Annotated in this window: 13 protein-coding genes; 8 read left to right on the forward strand and 5 right to left on the reverse strand. The window is 69.2% G+C overall.

Annotation, left to right across the window (positions count from 1 at the left end; all coding sequences use genetic code 11):
* The first annotated feature begins 108 nt into the window (after window positions 1–108).
* Window positions 109–3552 (forward strand): hybrid sensor histidine kinase/response regulator, encoded by a 3444-nt coding sequence (locus FXO19_RS11940; RefSeq protein ID WP_149195330.1) that lies wholly within the window; start codon window positions 109–111, stop codon window positions 3550–3552.
* 85 nt (window positions 3553–3637) lie between these two features.
* Here FXO19_RS11940 and FXO19_RS11945 read toward each other — a convergent pair whose 3' ends face one another.
* From FXO19_RS11945 to acs, 5 genes are all read right to left on the reverse strand, one after another.
* Window positions 3638–4858, reverse strand: a complete 1221-nt coding sequence (locus FXO19_RS11945) for a sensor histidine kinase (RefSeq protein WP_149195331.1) — start codon at window positions 4856–4858, stop codon at window positions 3638–3640.
* The gene (locus tag FXO19_RS11950; RefSeq protein ID WP_187775754.1) at window positions 4855–5535 is read right to left on the reverse strand and encodes a response regulator transcription factor; all 681 of its coding nucleotides are present in this window, start codon (window positions 5533–5535) and stop codon (window positions 4855–4857) included. The genes FXO19_RS11945 and FXO19_RS11950 overlap by 4 nt, the downstream gene beginning before the upstream one ends.
* Before the next feature lie 44 nt (window positions 5536–5579).
* Entirely contained in the window at window positions 5580–6635 is a 1056-nt protein-coding gene (locus FXO19_RS11955; protein ID WP_149195333.1) for a type 1 glutamine amidotransferase domain-containing protein, read from the reverse strand.
* A 143-nt stretch (window positions 6636–6778) separates the two neighbouring features.
* The gene (locus tag FXO19_RS11960; RefSeq protein ID WP_149195334.1) at window positions 6779–7441 is read right to left on the reverse strand and encodes a response regulator transcription factor; all 663 of its coding nucleotides are present in this window, start codon (window positions 7439–7441) and stop codon (window positions 6779–6781) included.
* Between the two features lie 167 nt (window positions 7442–7608).
* Entirely contained in the window at window positions 7609–9561 is a 1953-nt protein-coding gene (acs, locus tag FXO19_RS11965) for an acetate--CoA ligase (RefSeq protein WP_149195335.1), read from the reverse strand.
* 191 nt (window positions 9562–9752) lie between these two features.
* Here acs and FXO19_RS11970 point away from each other — a divergent pair, with 191 nt between their 5' ends.
* The 7 genes from FXO19_RS11970 (at window position 9753) to FXO19_RS12000 (ending at window position 17730) form a co-directional block, all read left to right on the forward strand.
* Window positions 9753–11162 (forward strand): DcaP family trimeric outer membrane transporter, encoded by a 1410-nt coding sequence (locus tag FXO19_RS11970; protein WP_149195336.1) that lies wholly within the window; start codon window positions 9753–9755, stop codon window positions 11160–11162.
* Between the two features lie 12 nt (window positions 11163–11174).
* The gene (locus tag FXO19_RS11975; RefSeq protein WP_149195337.1) at window positions 11175–11432 is read left to right on the forward strand and encodes a DUF4212 domain-containing protein; all 258 of its coding nucleotides are present in this window, start codon (window positions 11175–11177) and stop codon (window positions 11430–11432) included.
* Window positions 11433–11445: 13 nt separating this feature from the next.
* Window positions 11446–13224, forward strand: coding sequence for a sodium:solute symporter family protein (locus FXO19_RS11980; RefSeq protein ID WP_149195338.1), 1779 nt, complete (start codon window positions 11446–11448; stop codon window positions 13222–13224).
* Window positions 13225–13385: 161 nt separating this feature from the next.
* A complete protein-coding gene (locus FXO19_RS11985) occupies window positions 13386–13904 on the forward strand; it encodes a hypothetical protein (RefSeq protein ID WP_149195339.1) in 519 nt (172 codons plus the stop codon).
* 81 nt (window positions 13905–13985) lie between these two features.
* On the forward strand, window positions 13986–15806 hold the full coding sequence (locus FXO19_RS11990; protein ID WP_149195340.1) for a putative nucleotidyltransferase substrate binding domain-containing protein: 1821 nt from the start codon (window positions 13986–13988) through the stop codon (window positions 15804–15806).
* Between the two features lie 32 nt (window positions 15807–15838).
* On the forward strand, window positions 15839–16435 hold the full coding sequence (locus FXO19_RS11995) for an exonuclease domain-containing protein (RefSeq protein ID WP_187775756.1): 597 nt from the start codon (window positions 15839–15841) through the stop codon (window positions 16433–16435).
* A gap of 194 nt (window positions 16436–16629) precedes the next feature.
* Window positions 16630–17730, forward strand: coding sequence for an alpha/beta fold hydrolase (locus FXO19_RS12000; protein ID WP_223115494.1), 1101 nt, complete (start codon window positions 16630–16632; stop codon window positions 17728–17730).
* Window positions 17731–17851: the final 121 nt, after the last annotated feature.

The raw sequence follows: 17851 nt of genomic DNA on the forward strand, positions 1-17851 counted from the left end.
TCCGGCGCAGCCGGCGATGATCGACCTCATTCGCTCGCACAACGGGGCAGCCAGCGGCGACCGCTCCACCGCCGCCGCGTACACTGGTACCGACATTCGGGGATCGGAATGCTGTCGGACTGGGTACTGCTGCTGGTCTCGCTCGGCTATGCCGCACTGCTGTTCGCGGTGGCGTGGTGGGGCGATCGCAACCCCATGTACACCCAGCGCCCGGGCCTGCGCCCGGTGATCTATAGCCTGGCGCTGGCGGTGTACTGCTCGTCGTGGACCTTCTACGGCGCGGTCGGCAGCGCCGCGCGCAACGGCATCGGCTACCTGCCGATCTACCTGGGCCCGCTGCTGCTGCTGCTGTTCGGCTGGCGCATCCTCGAGCGGCTGGCGCTGATCGCGCAGTCGCAGAGCACGGTTTCGATCGCCGACTTCATCGCCGCCCGCTACGGCCGCTCGCAGCGGCTGGCGGCCATGGTGGCGCTGATCGCGCTGATCGCCGCGGTGCCGTACTTGGCGCTGCAGTACAAGGCGGTGGCGCTGAGCCTGCAGGTGCTGAGCGACGGCCCGGCCGCCACCAGCACCCTGGGCGATCCGGCGCTGTACACGGCGCTGATGATGGCGCTGTTCGCGATCCTGTTCGGCACCCGCCAGGTGGACGCCACCGAGCACCGTCCCGGCATGATGCTGGCGATCGCACTGGAGTCGCTGGTCAAGCTGATGGCGCTGATCGCGGTCGGCGTGTTCGCGATCTTCTGGTTCGGCGACCACGAACTGGACCTGATTCCCGCGACCCGCGAGTTGCTGTCGAACTCGCCGCCGGTGGGTTTCGTCGGCCAGACCCTGCTGGCGTTCACCGCGATCGTCTGCCTGCCGCGGCAGTTCCACGTCGCCGTGGTCGAGTGCATCGACGTCTCCGACATCCGCCGCGCACGCTGGATGTTCGGCACCTACCTGGTGCTGATCTGCCTGATGGTGCTGCCGATCGCCAGCGCCGGCATCGCCCTGTTCGACGACGGCGCGGCGATCGCCGACACCTACGTGCTGGCACTGCCGCTGGCGGAAAACCGCGATGCGCTGGCGCTGTTCGCCTACATCGGCGGCTTTTCCGCGGCGACCGGCATGGTGATCGTGGCCAGCGTGGCGCTGGCGACCATGGTCAGCAACGACCTGGTGATGCCGTTGCTGCTGCGCCGCGGCTGGGCGCAGCGCCACGGCGGCAACGTCGCCTCGACCGTGTTGTGGATCCGGCGCGTGGCGATCGTCGGCTTCGCCGCCCTGGCCTACGGCTACTACCGCGCCAGCAATACCGACACCACGCTGGCGGCGTTCGGGCTGATGGCGTTCGCGGCGGTGGCGCAGTTCGCGCCGGCGCTGATCGGCGGCCTGTACTGGCGCGGCGCCAGCCGCCAGGGCGCCGAGGCCGGCCTGCTGATCGGATTCCTGGTCTGGGCCTACACCCTGCTGCTGCCGACGCTGACCGACGCCGGCTGGTTCGGGCCGGCGTGGGTCGAGCACGGGCTGTTCGGGATCGGCTGGCTGCGGCCGCGGCAGCTGTTCGGCCTGGAAGGCTGGGACCCGCTGACCCACGGCACGTTCTGGTCGCTGCTGCTCAACACCGGCGCGCTGCTGCTGGTCTCGGTGCGCTGGCGCCCGAGCCTGGACGAGCGCCTGCGCGCCGCGCCCTTCCTCAATCCCTACACCGCGCGCCGCACGCTGGCCGGCAGCGACTGGCGCGCCGGCCTGCACGTCGCCGACCTGCTGGCGCTGGCGCGGCGCATCGTCGGCGTGCGCAACGCGCAGCGCGCGTTCGACGAACAGGCGCAGGCGCTGGGCCAGGAACTGCAGCCGCACACGCCGGCCGACCGCGCCTGGGTGCAGTTCACCGAACGGCTGCTGGCCTCGGCGATCGGCGCCGCCTCGGCACGCTTGGTGCTGACCAGCACCCTGCGCGGCTCCGGCATGGACCTGGCCGAGGTGGTGGCGGTGCTGGACGAGGCCGGGCAGGAGCTGCGATTCAACCGCGAGATCCTCTCCACCACCCTGGAGAACATCGACCAGGGCGTGAGCGTGGTCGATCCCGACATGCGCCTGGTGGCCTGGAACCGGCGCTACCAGGAGTTGTTCGGCTATCCCGACGGCATGCTGTTCGTCGGCCGCCCGGTCGCCGACCTGATCCGCTACAACGTCGATCGCGGCGAGCTGGGAGCGCTGTCGAAGGACGGCATCGAGGCCGAGATCGACAAGCGCGTCGGCTACATGCGCGCCGGCTCCGCGCACGTGTCCGAACGCATCCTCGGCAGCGGCCTGGTGATCGAGGTGCGCGGCCAGCCGCTGCCCGGCGGCGGCTACGTCACCAGCTACAGCGACGTCACCGAGCACAAACGCGTGGAACGCGCTCTGCGCGAGATCAACGAGACCCTGGAGCAGCGGGTGACCGTACGCACCCGCGAGGCCGAGGCGGCGCAACAGTCGCGCACCCGTTTCCTGGCGGCGCTCAGCCACGACGTGCTGCAGCCGCTCAATGCCGCGCGACTGTTCGCCTCGGCATTGCGCGAGAGCGGCGAGCCCAACGAGCAGCAGCGCCTGGCCGAGCGCGTCGACACCTCGCTGCGCGCCGCCGAGGAACTGCTCGACGGGTTGCTCGACGTCTCACGCCTGGACGCCGGCGCCCTGCAGCCGGAATGGAGTGATTTCGACGCCGGAGAACTGCTGCGCCAGCTGGCCGCGCAGTACGCGCCGATGGCCGCGACGCGCGGCGTCTCGCTGCGCCTGTATGCGCAATCGCTGCCGGTGCACAGCGACCGCCGGCTGCTGCGCCGGGTGCTGCAGAACTTCCTCGCCAACGCCATGCGCTACACCCGCGAGGGACGCATCGTGCTGGCCGCGCGTCCGCACGAAGGCGCGGTGGCGCTGCAGGTCTGGGACACCGGCCCCGGCATCCCCGAGCACCACATGCGCCAGATCTACGACGAGTTCCACCGCTACCAGCAGCCGTTCGACTGGGACGAGCGCGGCCTGGGCCTGGGCCTGTCGATCTGCCAGCGCGTCTCGCGCCTGCTCCAGCACCGGCTCGATGCACGTTCGAAGGTCGGCCGCGGCAGCATGTTCTCGATCCTGGTTCCGCGCGCCAAAAACGCGCTGGTGGCGACGCCGAAGCCGGCGCTCGATCTCGCCGATTCACTGGCGGGACTGCGCGTGCTGTGTGTCGACAACGACCCGGACATCCTCGCCGGCATGGCGACGCTGCTGCGGCGCTGGCGGATCGAGCCGTCGTGCGCGACCACCGTCGACGAAGCGCTGGCGCAAATGGCGGCGCAGCCGGACGTGCTGCTGGTGGACTACCACCTGCACGACCGCCTCGACGGCCTGGATACGCTCGACGCGCTGCGCGCGCTTGCACCGGATACCCCCGGCGCACTGCTGACCGCCGACGGCAGCGACGCCCTCAAGCAGGCCGCGCGCCGGCGCGGCTACCGTGTACTGACCAAGCCGGTGAAGCCGGCCTCGCTGCGCGCTTTCCTCGCGGCGCAACGCCGTCCGACGGCAACGCCCGGCGGTTGACGGCGGATCGTCGCGGCGCGCGCCGCTGGCGTCCCTGCGGACGGATCGCAGTTGTACAGCCGATACCGGGGAAACAGGGCAAGTCTCAGCCGGCCTGCGGTGGGACATCCCCTGCGGTCACGGTGAGGAGCACGGCGTCGCCGTCCCGTTCGAGCAACGGCACGCGGCCGATCCGGGCCAGGATGCGCCTCACCAGCTGCAGGCCCAGGCCATAGCCGTCGTCGCCCAGATGCGGCGATACCGGATTGGTCAGCCGCAAGCCGGAGTCGCCCAGGTCGATCCGGACGTCGCCCGGCCCGCCGTGCTGGATCGCATTGAGCAGCAGGTTGGACAGCACGGTTTCGGCGACGTCCTCCGGCAGCGGCCAGGTGCAATCGGCGCCGGCCGCCAGATGCAGGACCTGCCCGCGGGCGATGGCGAGCGGCGCGAATTCGTCGATCAGGCCGGCCAGCAGCGGGCGCAGGGCGGTCGGTCCGGCCTCGGGAGCCCGCGCGGCGTCTCCGGCGAGCCAGAGGATGCTGGCGCTGGCTCGGGTCAGGCGGGAGACCGCCCGCTCCAGCCGCTGCCACGCGACGGTGTCGTCGCGCTGCCTGCGCAGCAGTTCCAGGCTGTTGCGGACCGACTGCAGCGGCGTGCGCAGCTCGTGGCTGAGAAACGACAGGGTCTCGCGCTCGCGTTGCAGCGCCGCCAGGCGCGCCTCCCACGCGTCCGCAAGGTGCTGCGCGAGCTGGCCGAACTCGCGCACCGGCGCCTCCCGTGCGTATGCATGCAGCGCGGACGGATCGTCGCCCTCGCCGACGCGGGCGACCAGGGAAGCGGTCTGCCGCGAAACACGGCCCATGAAGGCGCGCGCGAGCGCATAGGCGCCCAGCGCTAGCAGCGCCGCCATCGGCAGCAGCCACGGCCATGCCCGCGCTAGCGCGGCGTTGACGGCGAGCTGATCGCTGACATCGTGTACCAGCAGGAACGCGGCGCCTTCGGCGGTGCGCGCCGACAGCATGTGGACATAGCGTCCGTCGGGCAGGCGAAACTCGCGCACGCCCCGCGTGCGCATGCCGCGGCTGCGGACGAGGAGCGCCTCCGGCGCGGCATCGGCGGGATAGACCGCGAAGCCCTCCGGCAGCACAGTGGGTGCCGACGGATCGACGATGCGCGCGGCGACATCGCGCAGGCGGCGGTCGATGAAGCTGTCTTCGAGAATGAACAGCAGCAGCACGGTCATCGCGGTGAATCCGGCGAACAGCACCAGCCCGAACACGATCCACTGTCGCGCCAGCACCGCGCGCAGGCTCTGCCGGCCGCTCACGACGCCGCACCGAAACGGTAGCCGACCCCGCGCACGGTGACGATCGGCGCTTCGCCGAAGCGCGCCTGCAGCGCCTGGCGCAACTGATAGATGTGCGCGCGCAGCGGATCGCTGTCGGGCGGCTCGTCGCCCCACAGGCCTTCGCTCAGCGCCTGTTTGCCGACGCTGCCCGGATGCGCCTGCATCAGCCGCCGCAGGATCGCCAGGCCGGTGGCGTGCAGCGACAGATGCACGTCGCCGCGCTGCAACAGGCCCCGTTGTGGATCCAGCACGTAGTCGCCGACCCGCAAGCAGACGCCGCCCGCGCCGCCCGCCTGCACGGCGATCGCGTTCAGCCGCGCCAGCAGTTCGGCCGGTGCGAACGGCTTGAGCACGTAGTCCAGCGCGCCGGCAGCGAAGCCGCGCAGCTTGTCGTCCAGGCTGCCGTGCGCGGTCAGGAAGATCACCGGCAGCCGGAGCGACTGGTCCTGCTTGAGCGAACGGCACAAGGCGACGCCGTCCTCGCCGGGCAGGTTCACGTCCAGCACCAGCACGTCGAAGCGACCGTCGAGCAGCCGCGCCCGCGCCTCGGTCGCGTTGCCGGCGAAGTCGACGATGAGCCCGTGCGCAGCGAGGTAATCGCCCAGGCCGGCGGCGATGTCCAGATCGTCTTCCACCAGCAACACGCGTATCGGCATGGAATTTCCGCAGGCATCCGGGGCAGGCTCATCCTGCCATGCGCTCAGGCCCTGGCCAGGCGCTGCAGCCGATAGGCGTCGACCGGGCGCCATTGCATGGCGGCGACCACGGCGTGCAACAACAGCAGGCGCTTGTCGCTGCGCGGCAACGTACGTTTCTCGGCCAACGCCGCGGCGAGTCCTCGCCGATGATAGGTGGCGAGCAGGCGAACGCTGTACTCCTCTGCGGTCGTTTCACGCGGGATTGGCGCATGGCCCAGCACGCGCACCATCGCCTCGGCCACCGACCAGGTGGACCAGGGATTCTGGCCGGTGACCAGCCGACCGTCGGTCACCGCATTGTCCAGGTACATCGGCGCCTCGATGAATCGCGCCCCTTGGGCGGAGAGCGCATCCTGCAGCAGGAATGGAAAACGTTCGCGGGCGTCCTCGATCAGGAACAGTTCCTCGGCGTTGGTGAAGCCTGTAACACGCCGGCCATGGAGCAAGCGTCCGCCGACGGCCGAAGGAATGTCCAGCAGCGCCGCCGGACCATGGCAGACCGCGCCGACCGCGCCGCGTGGATAGATGTCGCGCACGATCCGGGCGATGTCCGGATTGCCCGGAAAATCGAACATCGCGCCCTTGCCGCCGACGAAGTAGACCGCCCGATAGCGTGATGGATCGATCTGCGCGAGCGGCAGGGTTGCGGCCAGCTTGCCCTGTACCACCGGGTCGTTGAGGAAGGCGTGGTCGGCTTCCACCAGTTCCTCATCGTCGTCCTTGACCATCGGCGGTTCGCCTCCGCGCGGACTGGCGATATCGACCTGGTAGCCGTTGGCCACGAATACCCAGTAGGCGCGCGACAGTTCGGTCAACTCGTAGCCGGCCTTGCGCCCGCCGTCGGGAAAGCGGGCGGTACTGCTGACCACTGCCAGCACGCGGCCGCGTGCCGCGCTCACGCGGTGGGCCATGAAGTCCAGCTCGGACGCCTGGATGGCCGGATCGGCCAACGGTTCGTTGTCGAGTTTCAGGCTGTGCACATAGCTCCAACCCGCAACGGACAGCAGCAGTAGCAGGCCCAACACTGCACCCGTGGTGATGCACAGCTTCTTCCACATGTCGTTTCTCCACTCGTGTGGAGTGCGACCCTAGAGGAGGCCGGTAAAACCAAGGTCAAATGGTTCACGACTGCGGCAGACGTCGCGAAGTTGTCATCGGAGTCCGCCAGGCGCCTGCACCGGCCTTCGGCCAGGCGAACCGCCTATGGCTCAGACGGCGCCTCGGCCGTGGCCGGATCGATCGCCAGCCGGCCCGCGATCAGGACCGCCTGGGTGCGGTTGGAGGCGCCGAGCTTGCGCAGGATCGCGCTCATGTGCGCCTTGACGGTGGCCTCGGACACGTTCAGTTCGTAGCCGATCTGCTTGTTGAGCATGCCGACGCCGAGCATCTGCAGCACCCGGAACTGCTGCGGGGTGAGTTCGCGCACGCGCGCGGCGACGTCGTGCTCGGCCTCGCTTGCCGCCGGCGCCGCATAAGCGGCCGGGGGCGCCCAGCGGTCGCCGTCGAGCACGTGCCGCAGCGCCTCGGCCAGGGTCTTGGCATCGGCCGATTTCGGGATGAAGCCCATCGCGCCGTGGTCGAGCGCGCGCCGCATCACGCCCGCCTCCTCGCGCGCGGACACGATCACCACCGGCAGCTGCGGATGCTGCGCGCGCAAGTGCACCAGCGCGCTGAAGCCCTGCGCGCCGGGCATGTTGAGATCGAGCAGCAGCAGGTCGGCATCGGGATCGGCCTCGACCAGCGCGTACAGCGCATCGGTGCTGTCGGCCTCGCGCAGCACCGCCTGCGGCAGCAACCGCGCCACCACGCCGCGCAGCGCCTCGCGGAACAGCGGGTGGTCGTCGGCGATCAGCAGGGTGGGCATGGTTGGGGCTAGAAACGAAGAGCCAGGAGTGAGAAACGAGGAGTGAGAAATGAGTGTGCGCTATTTCCGGGCCTATCGCCGCGCCCGTTGCCGGACGCCGCATCCGCTTTTACTCGTTTCTCACTCCTCACTCCTCACTCCTCACTTCTCGCTTCTCGCTTCTCGCTTCACGGCACCCGCCGGTCCTTCACCAGCGACTCGACCACCGACGGGTCCGCCAGCGTGCTGGTGTCACCGAGCTGGTCGGGCGCGTCCTCGGCGATCTTGCGCAGGATCCGGCGCATGATCTTGCCCGAGCGCGTCTTCGGCAGGCCCGGCGCCCATTGCAGGTGGTCGGGCGAGGCGATCGGCCCGATCTCGCTGCGCACGTGCGCGACCAGTTCCTTGCGCAGGTCCTCGCCGCCCTGCTCGCCGGCGACCAGGGTGACGTAGGCGTAGATGCCCTGGCCCTTGACGTCGTGCGGGAAGCCGACCACCGCGGCCTCGGCGACCTTCGGATGCGAGACCAGCGCGCTCTCGACCTCGGCGGTGCCGATGCGATGCCCGCTGACGTTGATCACGTCGTCGACGCGGCCGGTGATCCAGTAGTAGCCGTCGGCGTCGCGGCGGCAGCCGTCACCGGTGAAGTAGGTGCCGGGATAGGTCCTGAAATAAGTGTCGATGAAGCGCTGATGGTCGCCGTACACGGTGCGCATCTGTCCCGGCCACGAATCCAGGATCACCAGGTTGCCCTCGGCCTCGCCCTCGAGTTCCTTGCCGTTGGTGTCGACGATCGCCGGGCGCACGCCGAAGAACGGCAGCGTCGCCGAGCCCGGCTTGAGGTCGGTGGCGCCCGGCAGCGGGGTGATCATGTGGCCGCCGGTCTCGGTCTGCCACCAGGTGTCGATCACCGGGCAGCGGCCGTCGCCGACAACGTCGAAGTACCAGCGCCAGGCCTCGGGATTGATCGGCTCGCCGACGGTGCCGAGGATCCGCAGCGAGGAGCGGTCGGTCTTCTTCACCGGCGCGTCGCCCTCGCGCATCAGCGCGCGGATCGCGGTGGGCGCGGTATAGAACAGGGTGACCTTGTGGCGGTCGACCACCTGCCAGAAGCGCGAGGTGTCGGGATAGTTCGGCACGCCCTCGAACATCAGCGCGGTGGCGCCGTTGGCCAGCGGCCCGTAGACGATGTAGCTGTGCCCGGTGACCCAGCCGACGTCGGCGGTGCACCAGAAGACGTCGTCCTCCCTGAGGTCGAACGCGCAGGCGTGGGTGTAGCTGGCGAACACCAGGTAGCCGCCGGTGGTGTGCAGCACGCCCTTCGGCTTGCCGGTCGAACCCGAGGTGTAGAGGATGAACAGCGGATCCTCGGCGTTCATCGGCTCGGGCTCGCAGGTCGCCGGCTGGTCGTCGACCACGGCGTCGTACCAGCGGTCGCGCGGCATCTGCATCTCCACGGCGCCGCCGGTGTGGCGCACGACGAGCACCGTCTCCACGCTGGCGGTGCCGGGCAGCTTGAGCGCGGCGTCGACGTTGGCCTTGAGCGGGATCTTCTTGCCGCCGCGCACGCCCTCGTCGGCGGTGATGATCAGCTTGCTGCCGCAGTCGGCGACGCGGTCGGCGATCGAGTTCGGCGAGAAGCCGCCGAACACCACCGAGTGGATCGCACCGATGCGGGCGCAGGCCAGCATCGCCGCCGTCGCCTCGACGATCATCGGCAGATACAGGGTGACGCGGTCGCCCTTCTTCACGCCGAGGTTGCGCAGCGCGTTGGCCAGGCGGCAGACGCGGGCGTGCAGTTCGCGGTAGCTGACGTGCTGCGGCTCGACGGCCGGATCGTCGGCTTCCCAGATCAGCGCGGTCTTGTCGCCGCGGGCCTCGAGATGGCGGTCGAGGCAGTTGACGCTGGCGTTGAGTTCGCCATCGGCATACCAGCGGATGCGGAAGTCCTTCAGGTCGAAGCTGACGTCGCGCACCTGGGTGGGTTTGCGTGTCCACTGCAGGCGTTCGGCGACCTTGCCCCAGAACGCGTCCGGATCACGCAGCGATTCGGCATACAGGCGCGCGTAGTCGTCCTTGCCGATCGTGGCGGCGGCGGCGATGCCTTCCGGCACCGGATAGAGGGTCTGGCTGCTGGACATGGCGGTTCCCGAATCGGCGGTTCGACGACAAGTGTGCCGCATCCATTGCGGCCGGGCCTTAGACCTTCGTCTAAGACTGCGCCTGGGCATTCGACCAATGGTGAATTGGCGCCCCCTCCGCCAGCGCGCAGGCTCATGCACGAGTGGGCCTCTGCTTACGGCCCGCGTCCAGCATCCTCGGGAGGGGAATCATGAATCGACACGTCGCAGCGAAGGCGCGGCCGCGAGTGCTCGCGGTCGCGCTGCTGGCCGCTCTGGCCGCGCCCGGTCTTGTGTTCGCGCAGACCGCCAAGGAACAGGAGCTCGAGGCCCGGATCGCGCAACTCGAGGCGCAGGTCCAGGCCCTGCTGTCGCAGCAGCAGCAACAGCAGTCGCAGATCTCCGAAACGCAGACGCAGGTCACCGAGGTCCGCACCGCACAGGCGCAGGCGCCTGCAGCGGCCGCCGACGGCAAGCCGGGCATCCAGCGCACCCAGATCAACAGCGCCGGCAATCCGGGCACCCGCTTCAGCTACGGCGGCTTCATCAAGATGGACGCCAGCGTCACCAGCACCAACGACGGCGATCTCGCCGACGGCTCGGTGGGCCGGCTGTTCTACGTGCCCAAAACGATCCCGGTCGGCGGCGGCGCCACCTCCGAGGGCGGCGCGGACACCGATTTCGGCGCCAATTTCTCGCGCTTCTGGTTCGCCTCCGACACCGACCTGGACAGCGGCGACACGCTCAAGTCCTACCTGGAGTTCGACCTGTTCGGCGGCGGCAGCACCGCGTTCACCGGCAACGAAGTCGCCACAAACACCTACGCGCTGACCCTGCGCCAGGCCTACGTGACCTGGAACAACTGGCTGGCCGGCCAGGCCTGGACCAACTTCCAGGACGTGGCGGCGCTGCCGGACGCGGTCGACTTCCTCGGCCCGACGGAAGGCACGGTGTTCGTGCGCCAGGCACAGATCCGCTACAGCAACGGCCCGTGGTCGTTCTCGATCGAGAACCCGCAGACGGTGCTCACGCCGTACCAGGGCAACATGGCGCAGATCTCCGGCGACGACGGCGCCATGCCCGACGTCATCGCGCGCTACAACACCACCGGCGACTGGGGCCACTTCAGCGTCGCCGGCCTGGCGCGGCAGCTGAAGTACCAGGACGGCGCCGCCGGCATCAGCGAGACCGGCACCGGCTTCGGCGTCAGCGTCTCGGGCAAGTTCAACCTCGGCGCCAGCGACGACATCCGCTACATGGTCACCGCCGGCGACGGCATCGGCCGCTATGTCGGCCTGGCGCTCAACAACGACGCGGTGCTCGAGGCCGACGGCAGCCTGGACAACATCGGCGTGCTGGCCGGCTTCGTCGGCTGGCGGCACGTGTTCAGCCCGAAGCTGCGCGGCAACCTCTTCTACTCGCGCGCCGAGTACGACAACGACACCGACCTGACCGGTCTCGGCATCACCCGGTCGGCGCAGTCGGCCCATGCCAACCTGATCTACACCCCGCTGCCCAAGCTCGACGTCGGCGCCGAGCTGATCTGGGGCCAGCGCGAGATCGAGAGCGGCGACCGCGGCGAGATCAACCGCCTGCAGACCCACGTCAAGTACAGCTTCTGAGGGGAACGACACATGCTGGACAAAACCGCGAGCAACTACTGGAAGGCCAATCTCAGGATCATTTTCATCTGCCTGGCGATCTGGGCGCTGGTGTCGTTCGGATTCGGAATCCTGCTCCGGCCCATGCTGGCCGGCATCCAGTTCGGCGGGACCGACCTGGGGTTCTGGTTCGCGCAGCAGGGCTCGATCCTGGTCTTCATCGCCCTGATCTTCTTCTACACCTGGTACATGAACCGGCTCGATCGCGAGTACGGCGTCGACGAGCAATAAGGACCCAATGACCATGGACCAGTTCACGATCAACCTCATCTTCGTCGTCGGCTCCTTCCTGCTCTACATCGGCATCGCGATCTGGGCCCGCGCCGGTACCACCGCCGAGTTCTACGCCGCCAACCGCGGCGTCCACCCGGTGCTCAACGGCATGGCCACCGCCGCCGACTGGATGTCGGCCGCCTCGTTCATTTCGATGGCAGGCCTGATCGCCTTCGTCGGCTACGGCAATTCCACCTACCTGATGGGCTGGACCGGCGGCTACGTGCTGCTGGCGCTGCTGCTGGCCCCGTACCTGCGCAAGTTCGGGCGCTTCACCGTGCCGGACTTCATCGGCGACCGCTTCTACAGCCGCACCGCGCGGATGGTCGCGGTGGCGGCGCTGCTGGTCATCTCGATCACCTACGTGATCGGGCAGATGACCGGCGCGGGGGTCGCCTTCTCGCGCTTCCTCGAGGTCGACGCGACCACCGGCCTGCTGATCGCTTCGGCGGTGGTGTTCGTGTACGCGGTGCTCGGCGGCATGAAGGGCATCACCTACACCCAGGTGGCGCAGTACGTGGTGCTGATCATCGCCTACACGATCCCGGCGATCTTCATCTCGATGCAGCTCACCGGCAATCCGGTGCCGCAGCTCGGGCTGTTCTCGACCCACACCGAGTCCGGCCTGCCGCTGCTGGCCAAGCTCGACCAGGTGCTGGTCGAACTCGGCTTCCAGGACTACACCGGCCACCACGGCTCGACCCTCAACATGGTGCTGTTCACCCTGTCGCTGATGATCGGCACAGCGGGACTGCCGCACGTGATCATCCGCTTCTTCACCGTTCCCAAGGTGTCCGATGCGCGCAGGTCGGCAGGCTGGGCGCTGGTGTTCATCGCCCTGCTCTACACCGTGGCTCCCGCGGTGGGCTCGATGGCGCGGCTGAACATCATCAACACCATCTACCCGGCCGGTACGGCCGCTGCGCCGATCGAGTACGAGGCCCGTCCCGACTGGATGCGCAACTGGGAGCAAACCGGGCTGCTGGCGTTCGAGGACCTCAACGGCGACGGCCGCATCCAGTACTACAACGGCGCCGACGAGGAGTTCGCCGCCACCGCCGAGGCGCGCGGCTGGGAAGGCAACGAGATGGTGACGTTCAACCAGGACATCCTGGTGCTGGCCAATCCCGAGATCGCGCAGCTGCCGGGCTGGGTCCTCGGCCTGATCGCCGCCGGTGGCCTCGCGGCCGCGCTGTCCACGGCGGCGGGGCTGTTGCTGGCGATCTCGTCGGCAGTCAGCCACGACCTGATCAAGTCGACCTTCAAACCGGACATCTCGGAGAAGGGGGAACTGCTGGCCGCACGCGTCTCGATGGCCGCGGCGATCGTCCTGGCCACCTATCTGGGATTGAATCCACCTGGATTCGCGGCACAGACGGTGGCGCTGGCGTTCGGATTGGCAGCGTCGTCGCTGTTCCCGGCGATCATGATGGGCATCTTCTCGAAGAAGATGAACGCCACCGGCGCGATCGTCGGCATGCTGGTCGGCCTGGTGGCCACCTGCGTGTACATCTTCACCTACCTGGGCTGGTTCTTCATTCCGGAGACCAACATGCTCGAGAACGTGGAGGAGAACTGGCTGTTCGGCATCTCTCCGCTGTCGTTCGGTGCGGTGGGGGCGGTGCTCAACTTCGCCGCCGCGTACCTGGTGCTGTCGATGACCAAGCCGGCGCCGGAGCGGATCCAGGAACTGGTGGAGGGCATCCGCGTGCCGCGTGGCGCGGGCAGCGCGGTCCACATCGCACACTGAGTCCGGTTCTCTCCAGGACCCGCCCCCGCGTCGCGGGGGCGGGTTTTTTGTGAGCGCCGGATCCCGTTGTCCCGCGCGCCTGCGCCGCGCGGGACAACGCCGCGGCCGATTTGTCATGATGGCGCACGGCGCGCGATCGCCTGACACCACGGGGGAGCGGCATGCTGTTGGAATTCATCGCGATCATCGCCGCGGGCTTCGGCCTGGGCGGCATGGTCCTGGCGCTCAACTTCCTGGTCCGCAAACGGCTGCCCGGCTGGATCGTGCCCGCCGCGGCGGGCGCCGGCATGCTGGCGATGGCGGTCTGGCTCGAGTACTCGTGGCTGGATCGGGTCACCGCCACGTTCCCGGACGAGGTCGAAGTCGCCTCGACCAACGAGTTGCGGGTCTGGTATCGCCCGTGGACCTACGTGGTCCCGCAGACCAGCCGGCTGATCGCGATCGACCACCGCTTCGATCGGCGCAATCCGGCGATGCCCGACCAGGTGCTGACCCAGGTGCTGCTGGTGGCCCGATGGGAGCCCTCCCGGCAGTTCGGCGCAGTGTTCGACTGCGCGCGCCGTCGCCGCGCCGATCTGGTCGACGAGGTGGTGTTCGACGAGGACGGCGCGCCCCGCAATGCCCGCTGGATCCCGCTGGCGGAAGACGACAGCCTGCTGCGCGCCGCCTGCGGCCCATGAGCGGCCACCACCGATCGCGGCGCACGTCCCCGACGCCCGCGCGCGGCGGCGGGTTGCGCGGCAGCGCGCGACAATAGCGCCATGGACAGCGTGCCCGGCCTCGACCTGAGCCAGCCTCCGTTCGACCTGCTCGACGATGCCGGCCGCGCCCGCCTGCAGGCCAGCGTGGACGTCGGCTTCCATGCCGCCGGCAGCACCCTGATCGAGGCCGGCAAGGCCTCGCCGCACGTGCACGTGATCCTCAAGGGACTCGTCCACGCCTACCAGGCCGATGGCCAGGGCGGCGAGCAGCGCTTCGCCGACTACGGCCCGGGCGACGTGTTCGGCGCCTGGGCGGTGATAGCCGGCCGCGCCCGGCTCAGCTACCGCGCCGAAGGCGAGTGCCTGAGCTTCCTGATCCCGGCCGAGGTGTTCCGCCGGCTGATCGACGACGACCCGTGCTTCGCCGCCTATTTCAACGAGGGCCTCGCGACCAAGGGGCAACTGTCGGTCTCCGGGTCGGATCGCCGCGAAGCGGCCGAGCTGATGGGCACCCGGGTCGGCGAGGCGCAGCTGGCGCCGGCCGAGCGCATCGCCGCCGCGACCTCCATTGCCGAAGCCGCGGCGCGGTTGCGGGAGCACCGCGTGGATTGCCTGCTGGTGGACGATGCCGACCACCAGGAACCCGGCATCGTGACCCGCACCGACCTGCTCGACGCGGTGGCGCTGCAGCGGCTGCCGCTGGAGGCGCCGGTCGGGCCGATGGCCAGCCGGCCGCTGGTCTGCGTCGGCTCCGACGAGGTGCTGTTCCAGGCGCTGATCGAGATGACCGAGCACCGGATCGAACGCGTCGTGGTCCGCGATCGCGGCGCCATCGCCGGCACCCTCGGCATCGCCGAGGTGCTCTCGCACTTCGCCAGCCATTCCCACCTCATCAGCGTGCGACTGGCCCGCGCCCACACCCTGGAGGACATCGCCAGCGCCGCCGCCGGGATGAACGAGCTGATCCGCAGCCTCGCCGCGCACGGCGCGCGCATGCCCTACCTGATGGGGCTGGTGAGCGCGCTCAACGGCCGGGTGATGGCGCAGATCTTCGAGCTGCTGGTGCCGGCCGAGCATCGCGGGCGGATCTGCCTGCTGGTGATGGGCAGCGAGGGGCGCCGCGAGCAGCTGCTCAAGACCGACCAGGACAACGCGCTGGTGGTCGCCGACGATCTCGACTGGCCGGGCCTGGACGAGGCCATGGCGCGCTTCAGCGCCGCGCTCGATGCGGTCGGCTATCCGCCGTGTCCCGGCAAGGTGATGGTGAACCAGCCGCACTGGCGGATGACGGCCAGCCAATGGCAGGCGCGCATCGGCCATTGGCAGCGGCGCCACGGCGGCGAGGCGGCGCTGGACCTGTCGATCGCGCTCGATGCCCGCCCCATCGCCGGCGACCCGGCGCTGTTCGCCCCGGTCAAGGCCGGCCTCGTGGCGCTCGGGCAGGACCAGATCCTGTTGCACCACCTGGCTTCCGCCACGCTGAACTTCAACACCCCGCTGACGCTGTTCGGGCGGGTGCGCGGCGACGCGCGCGGCATCGACCTCAAGAAGGGCGCGATCTTCCCGGTCGTGCACGGCCTGCGCTGCCTGGCGCTGCGCCATGGGGTGGCCGCCACGTCCAGCATCGAACGCTGCGAGGCGCTCACCGAGCGCGCGGCGCTGCCGCGCGAGCTCGGCCGCGACCTGCCCCAGGCGCTCAACGTGTTCCAGCGCATGCGGCTGGACGCGCAGCTGGCCGCGCTCCAGGCCGGTCGCGTTCCCGACAACCACCTCGACCCCCAGGCCCTGCGCCGGCTCGACCGCGAACTGTTGCGCGACGCGCTGCACGTGGTAAAGGAGTTCCGCGAGCACGTGCGCCGCGCCTTCCACCTGGTCGACTGACGCCGCGGATGCACGCCCTGCGCAGATGGTGGTTGCGGAGTCGGCACGGCGGTGGCGAGTGGGCGGCGCTGCTGCAGCCGGCACCGGCGGGCGAGTGGGTGAGCCTGGACGTCGAGACCACCGGCCTGGACCCGCAGCGCGATCACATCCTCAGCCTCGCGGCGGTGCCCGTCCGCGACGGGCGGGTGCTGCTGTCGGAACGGTTCGAGCGACGGATCCGGCCGGACCGCGGCTTCGACATCGAGTCGATCCGCCATCACCGCATCACCCCCGACGAAGCCGCCGGCGGCATCTCGGTGACCCCCGCGGTGCGCGAGTTCCTGCTCTGGCTGGGCCCCCGCCGTTTGCTGGGCTATCACCTGGTATTCGACCTCGCGATGCTGGCCCCGCACGTGAAGGCGCTCACCGGCTTCGCGCTTCCCAATCCCCGCGTCGAACTCGCCGATGCGTTCGCCGCACGCGCGCGGCGCGCCCGGCCCGACGTTCCGCCCAACCTCGAGTTCCGCCATATCGCCGAGGCGCTGGGGGTGCCGGCCCTGGCGCGGCACAGCGCCCTGGGCGATGCCACGACGGTGGCGCTGTGCTGGCTGGCGCTGCGGGGAGCCGCCGCGGTCGTTCGCACCATGTAAGATCCGGGCTCGCCGTTCAGCAAGGTGTACGCGCCGCGCGCCGAGCTGATCCGCCGAGACTTTGAATCATTGACCGTCGTGCGTGGCCGCGGCTGCTGGATTCGTCGCCTCCCTGACGGAGATCAGAGGAGAAGGCTATGCACTGCCGCCGAAACAGCCGCCTTGTACGTTCGTGGAACCGGGCGACGCTGTGCTTGCTCGCCCTGTCTGTCGCGCTTGCTGCGGTCCCCGCCTGGGCGACTGAGTCCCCTGCGAAGCCGGCCAGCCGCGCACAGGCGACGGCGATCATCGCCGAAGCCCGCAAGATCCTGGCGCCCCACGGCATCGACCGGACGGAGAAGGTGCGCATTGGAGGTATCGACCAGTGGGTGTCGATCCGCGGCATGGATCGGCGAAACCCGGTGCTGATCTTCCTGCACGGAGGGCCGGGCTATGTGGCGACCCCGATGAGCTGGTACTTCGGCCGCGGCTGGGAGGAATACTTCACCGTCGTGCACTGGGATCAGCGCGCATCGGGCAGGACCCATCTCCTGACCGATCCGGAGAAAATCAGGCCCACGCTCTCGGCCGAGCAGGCGCTGGCCGATGCTGAGGCGCTCATCGCCTGGGCACGCGAGACACTCGGGAAGGAGAAGGTGTTCATCGTCGGCCACTCGGGGGGCAGTTGGCTCGGCCTTCACATGACGCAGCGCCGCCCCGAGTGGCTGCACGGCTATGTCGGGGTTGGCCAGGTGGTGAACACCCGCGAAGGCGAGCGGCGCGGCTGGGTGTTCGCGATGGACGCTGCAAGGCGCGACGGCAATGCGGAAGCGATGCGCGAGCTCGAGGCGATCGCACCCTATCCTGCGCCGGGCAAACCGATAAAGATCGAAGATCTGTACACCCAGCGCCGCTGGGTCGCCCACTACGGCGGGACGATGGCGTACCGGCGAGACAACAACGCCGACAGCGCGCTCGCCCGCCTCTCGCCCGACTATAGTGACGAAGAGAGTCGCCGTGTATGGGAAGGAAATTCGTTCGCCACGCCGATTCTGCTCCCGCAGATGCTGGATCACGACCCGAACTTCAGGGAGCTCGCGGTTCCGATCATCCTCTTTGCCGGGCGCCATGACATCAACGTCAACGCCGATGTAGGCGCCGAATGGCTCGCCCGGTTGAAGGCGCCCGAAAAACACATCGTCTGGTTTGAGAACTCGGCGCACATGCCAATGACCGAAGAGCCTGGCAAGTTCTTTCTGTCGCTCGTTCAGTACCTGCGCCCGATCGCCGAGCGCGCGGGAGATGTGCCGCGATGAGGTGAAGCAGCGTTGCGCCAGACTAGTCCGTGAGGCGAGCAGCTATCGGTCGCGAGGGGAATCAGCAGGATCGTCCGGTCAATAGCTCATCAGTACACTGAGATGCGCGCGACCTTCCTCA

It is taken from the genome of Luteimonas suaedae, from assembly GCF_008312895.1.
In the GTDB taxonomy this organism is placed as follows: domain Bacteria; phylum Pseudomonadota; class Gammaproteobacteria; order Xanthomonadales; family Xanthomonadaceae; genus Luteimonas; species Luteimonas suaedae.

Excerpts from the sequence above, each read along its gene's own strand:
- FXO19_RS11940 (WP_149195330.1), top strand. The coding sequence starts at position 109 with ATGCTGTCGGACTGGGTACTGCTGCTGGTCTCGCTCGGCTATGCCGCA.
- FXO19_RS11950 (WP_187775754.1), bottom strand. The coding sequence starts at position 5,535 with ATGCCGATACGCGTGTTGCTGGTGGAAGACGATCTGGACATCGCCGCC.
- FXO19_RS11955 (WP_149195333.1), bottom strand. The coding sequence starts at position 6,635 with ATGTGGAAGAAGCTGTGCATCACCACGGGTGCAGTGTTGGGCCTGCTA.
- FXO19_RS11960 (WP_149195334.1), bottom strand. The coding sequence starts at position 7,441 with ATGCCCACCCTGCTGATCGCCGACGACCACCCGCTGTTCCGCGAGGCG.
- acs (WP_149195335.1), bottom strand. The coding sequence starts at position 9,561 with ATGTCCAGCAGCCAGACCCTCTATCCGGTGCCGGAAGGCATCGCCGCC.
- FXO19_RS11970 (WP_149195336.1), top strand. The coding sequence starts at position 9,753 with ATGAATCGACACGTCGCAGCGAAGGCGCGGCCGCGAGTGCTCGCGGTC.
- FXO19_RS11975 (WP_149195337.1), top strand. The coding sequence starts at position 11,175 with ATGCTGGACAAAACCGCGAGCAACTACTGGAAGGCCAATCTCAGGATC.
- FXO19_RS11980 (WP_149195338.1), top strand. The coding sequence starts at position 11,446 with ATGGACCAGTTCACGATCAACCTCATCTTCGTCGTCGGCTCCTTCCTG.
- FXO19_RS11985 (WP_149195339.1), top strand. The coding sequence starts at position 13,386 with ATGCTGTTGGAATTCATCGCGATCATCGCCGCGGGCTTCGGCCTGGGC.
- FXO19_RS11990 (WP_149195340.1), top strand. The coding sequence starts at position 13,986 with ATGGACAGCGTGCCCGGCCTCGACCTGAGCCAGCCTCCGTTCGACCTG.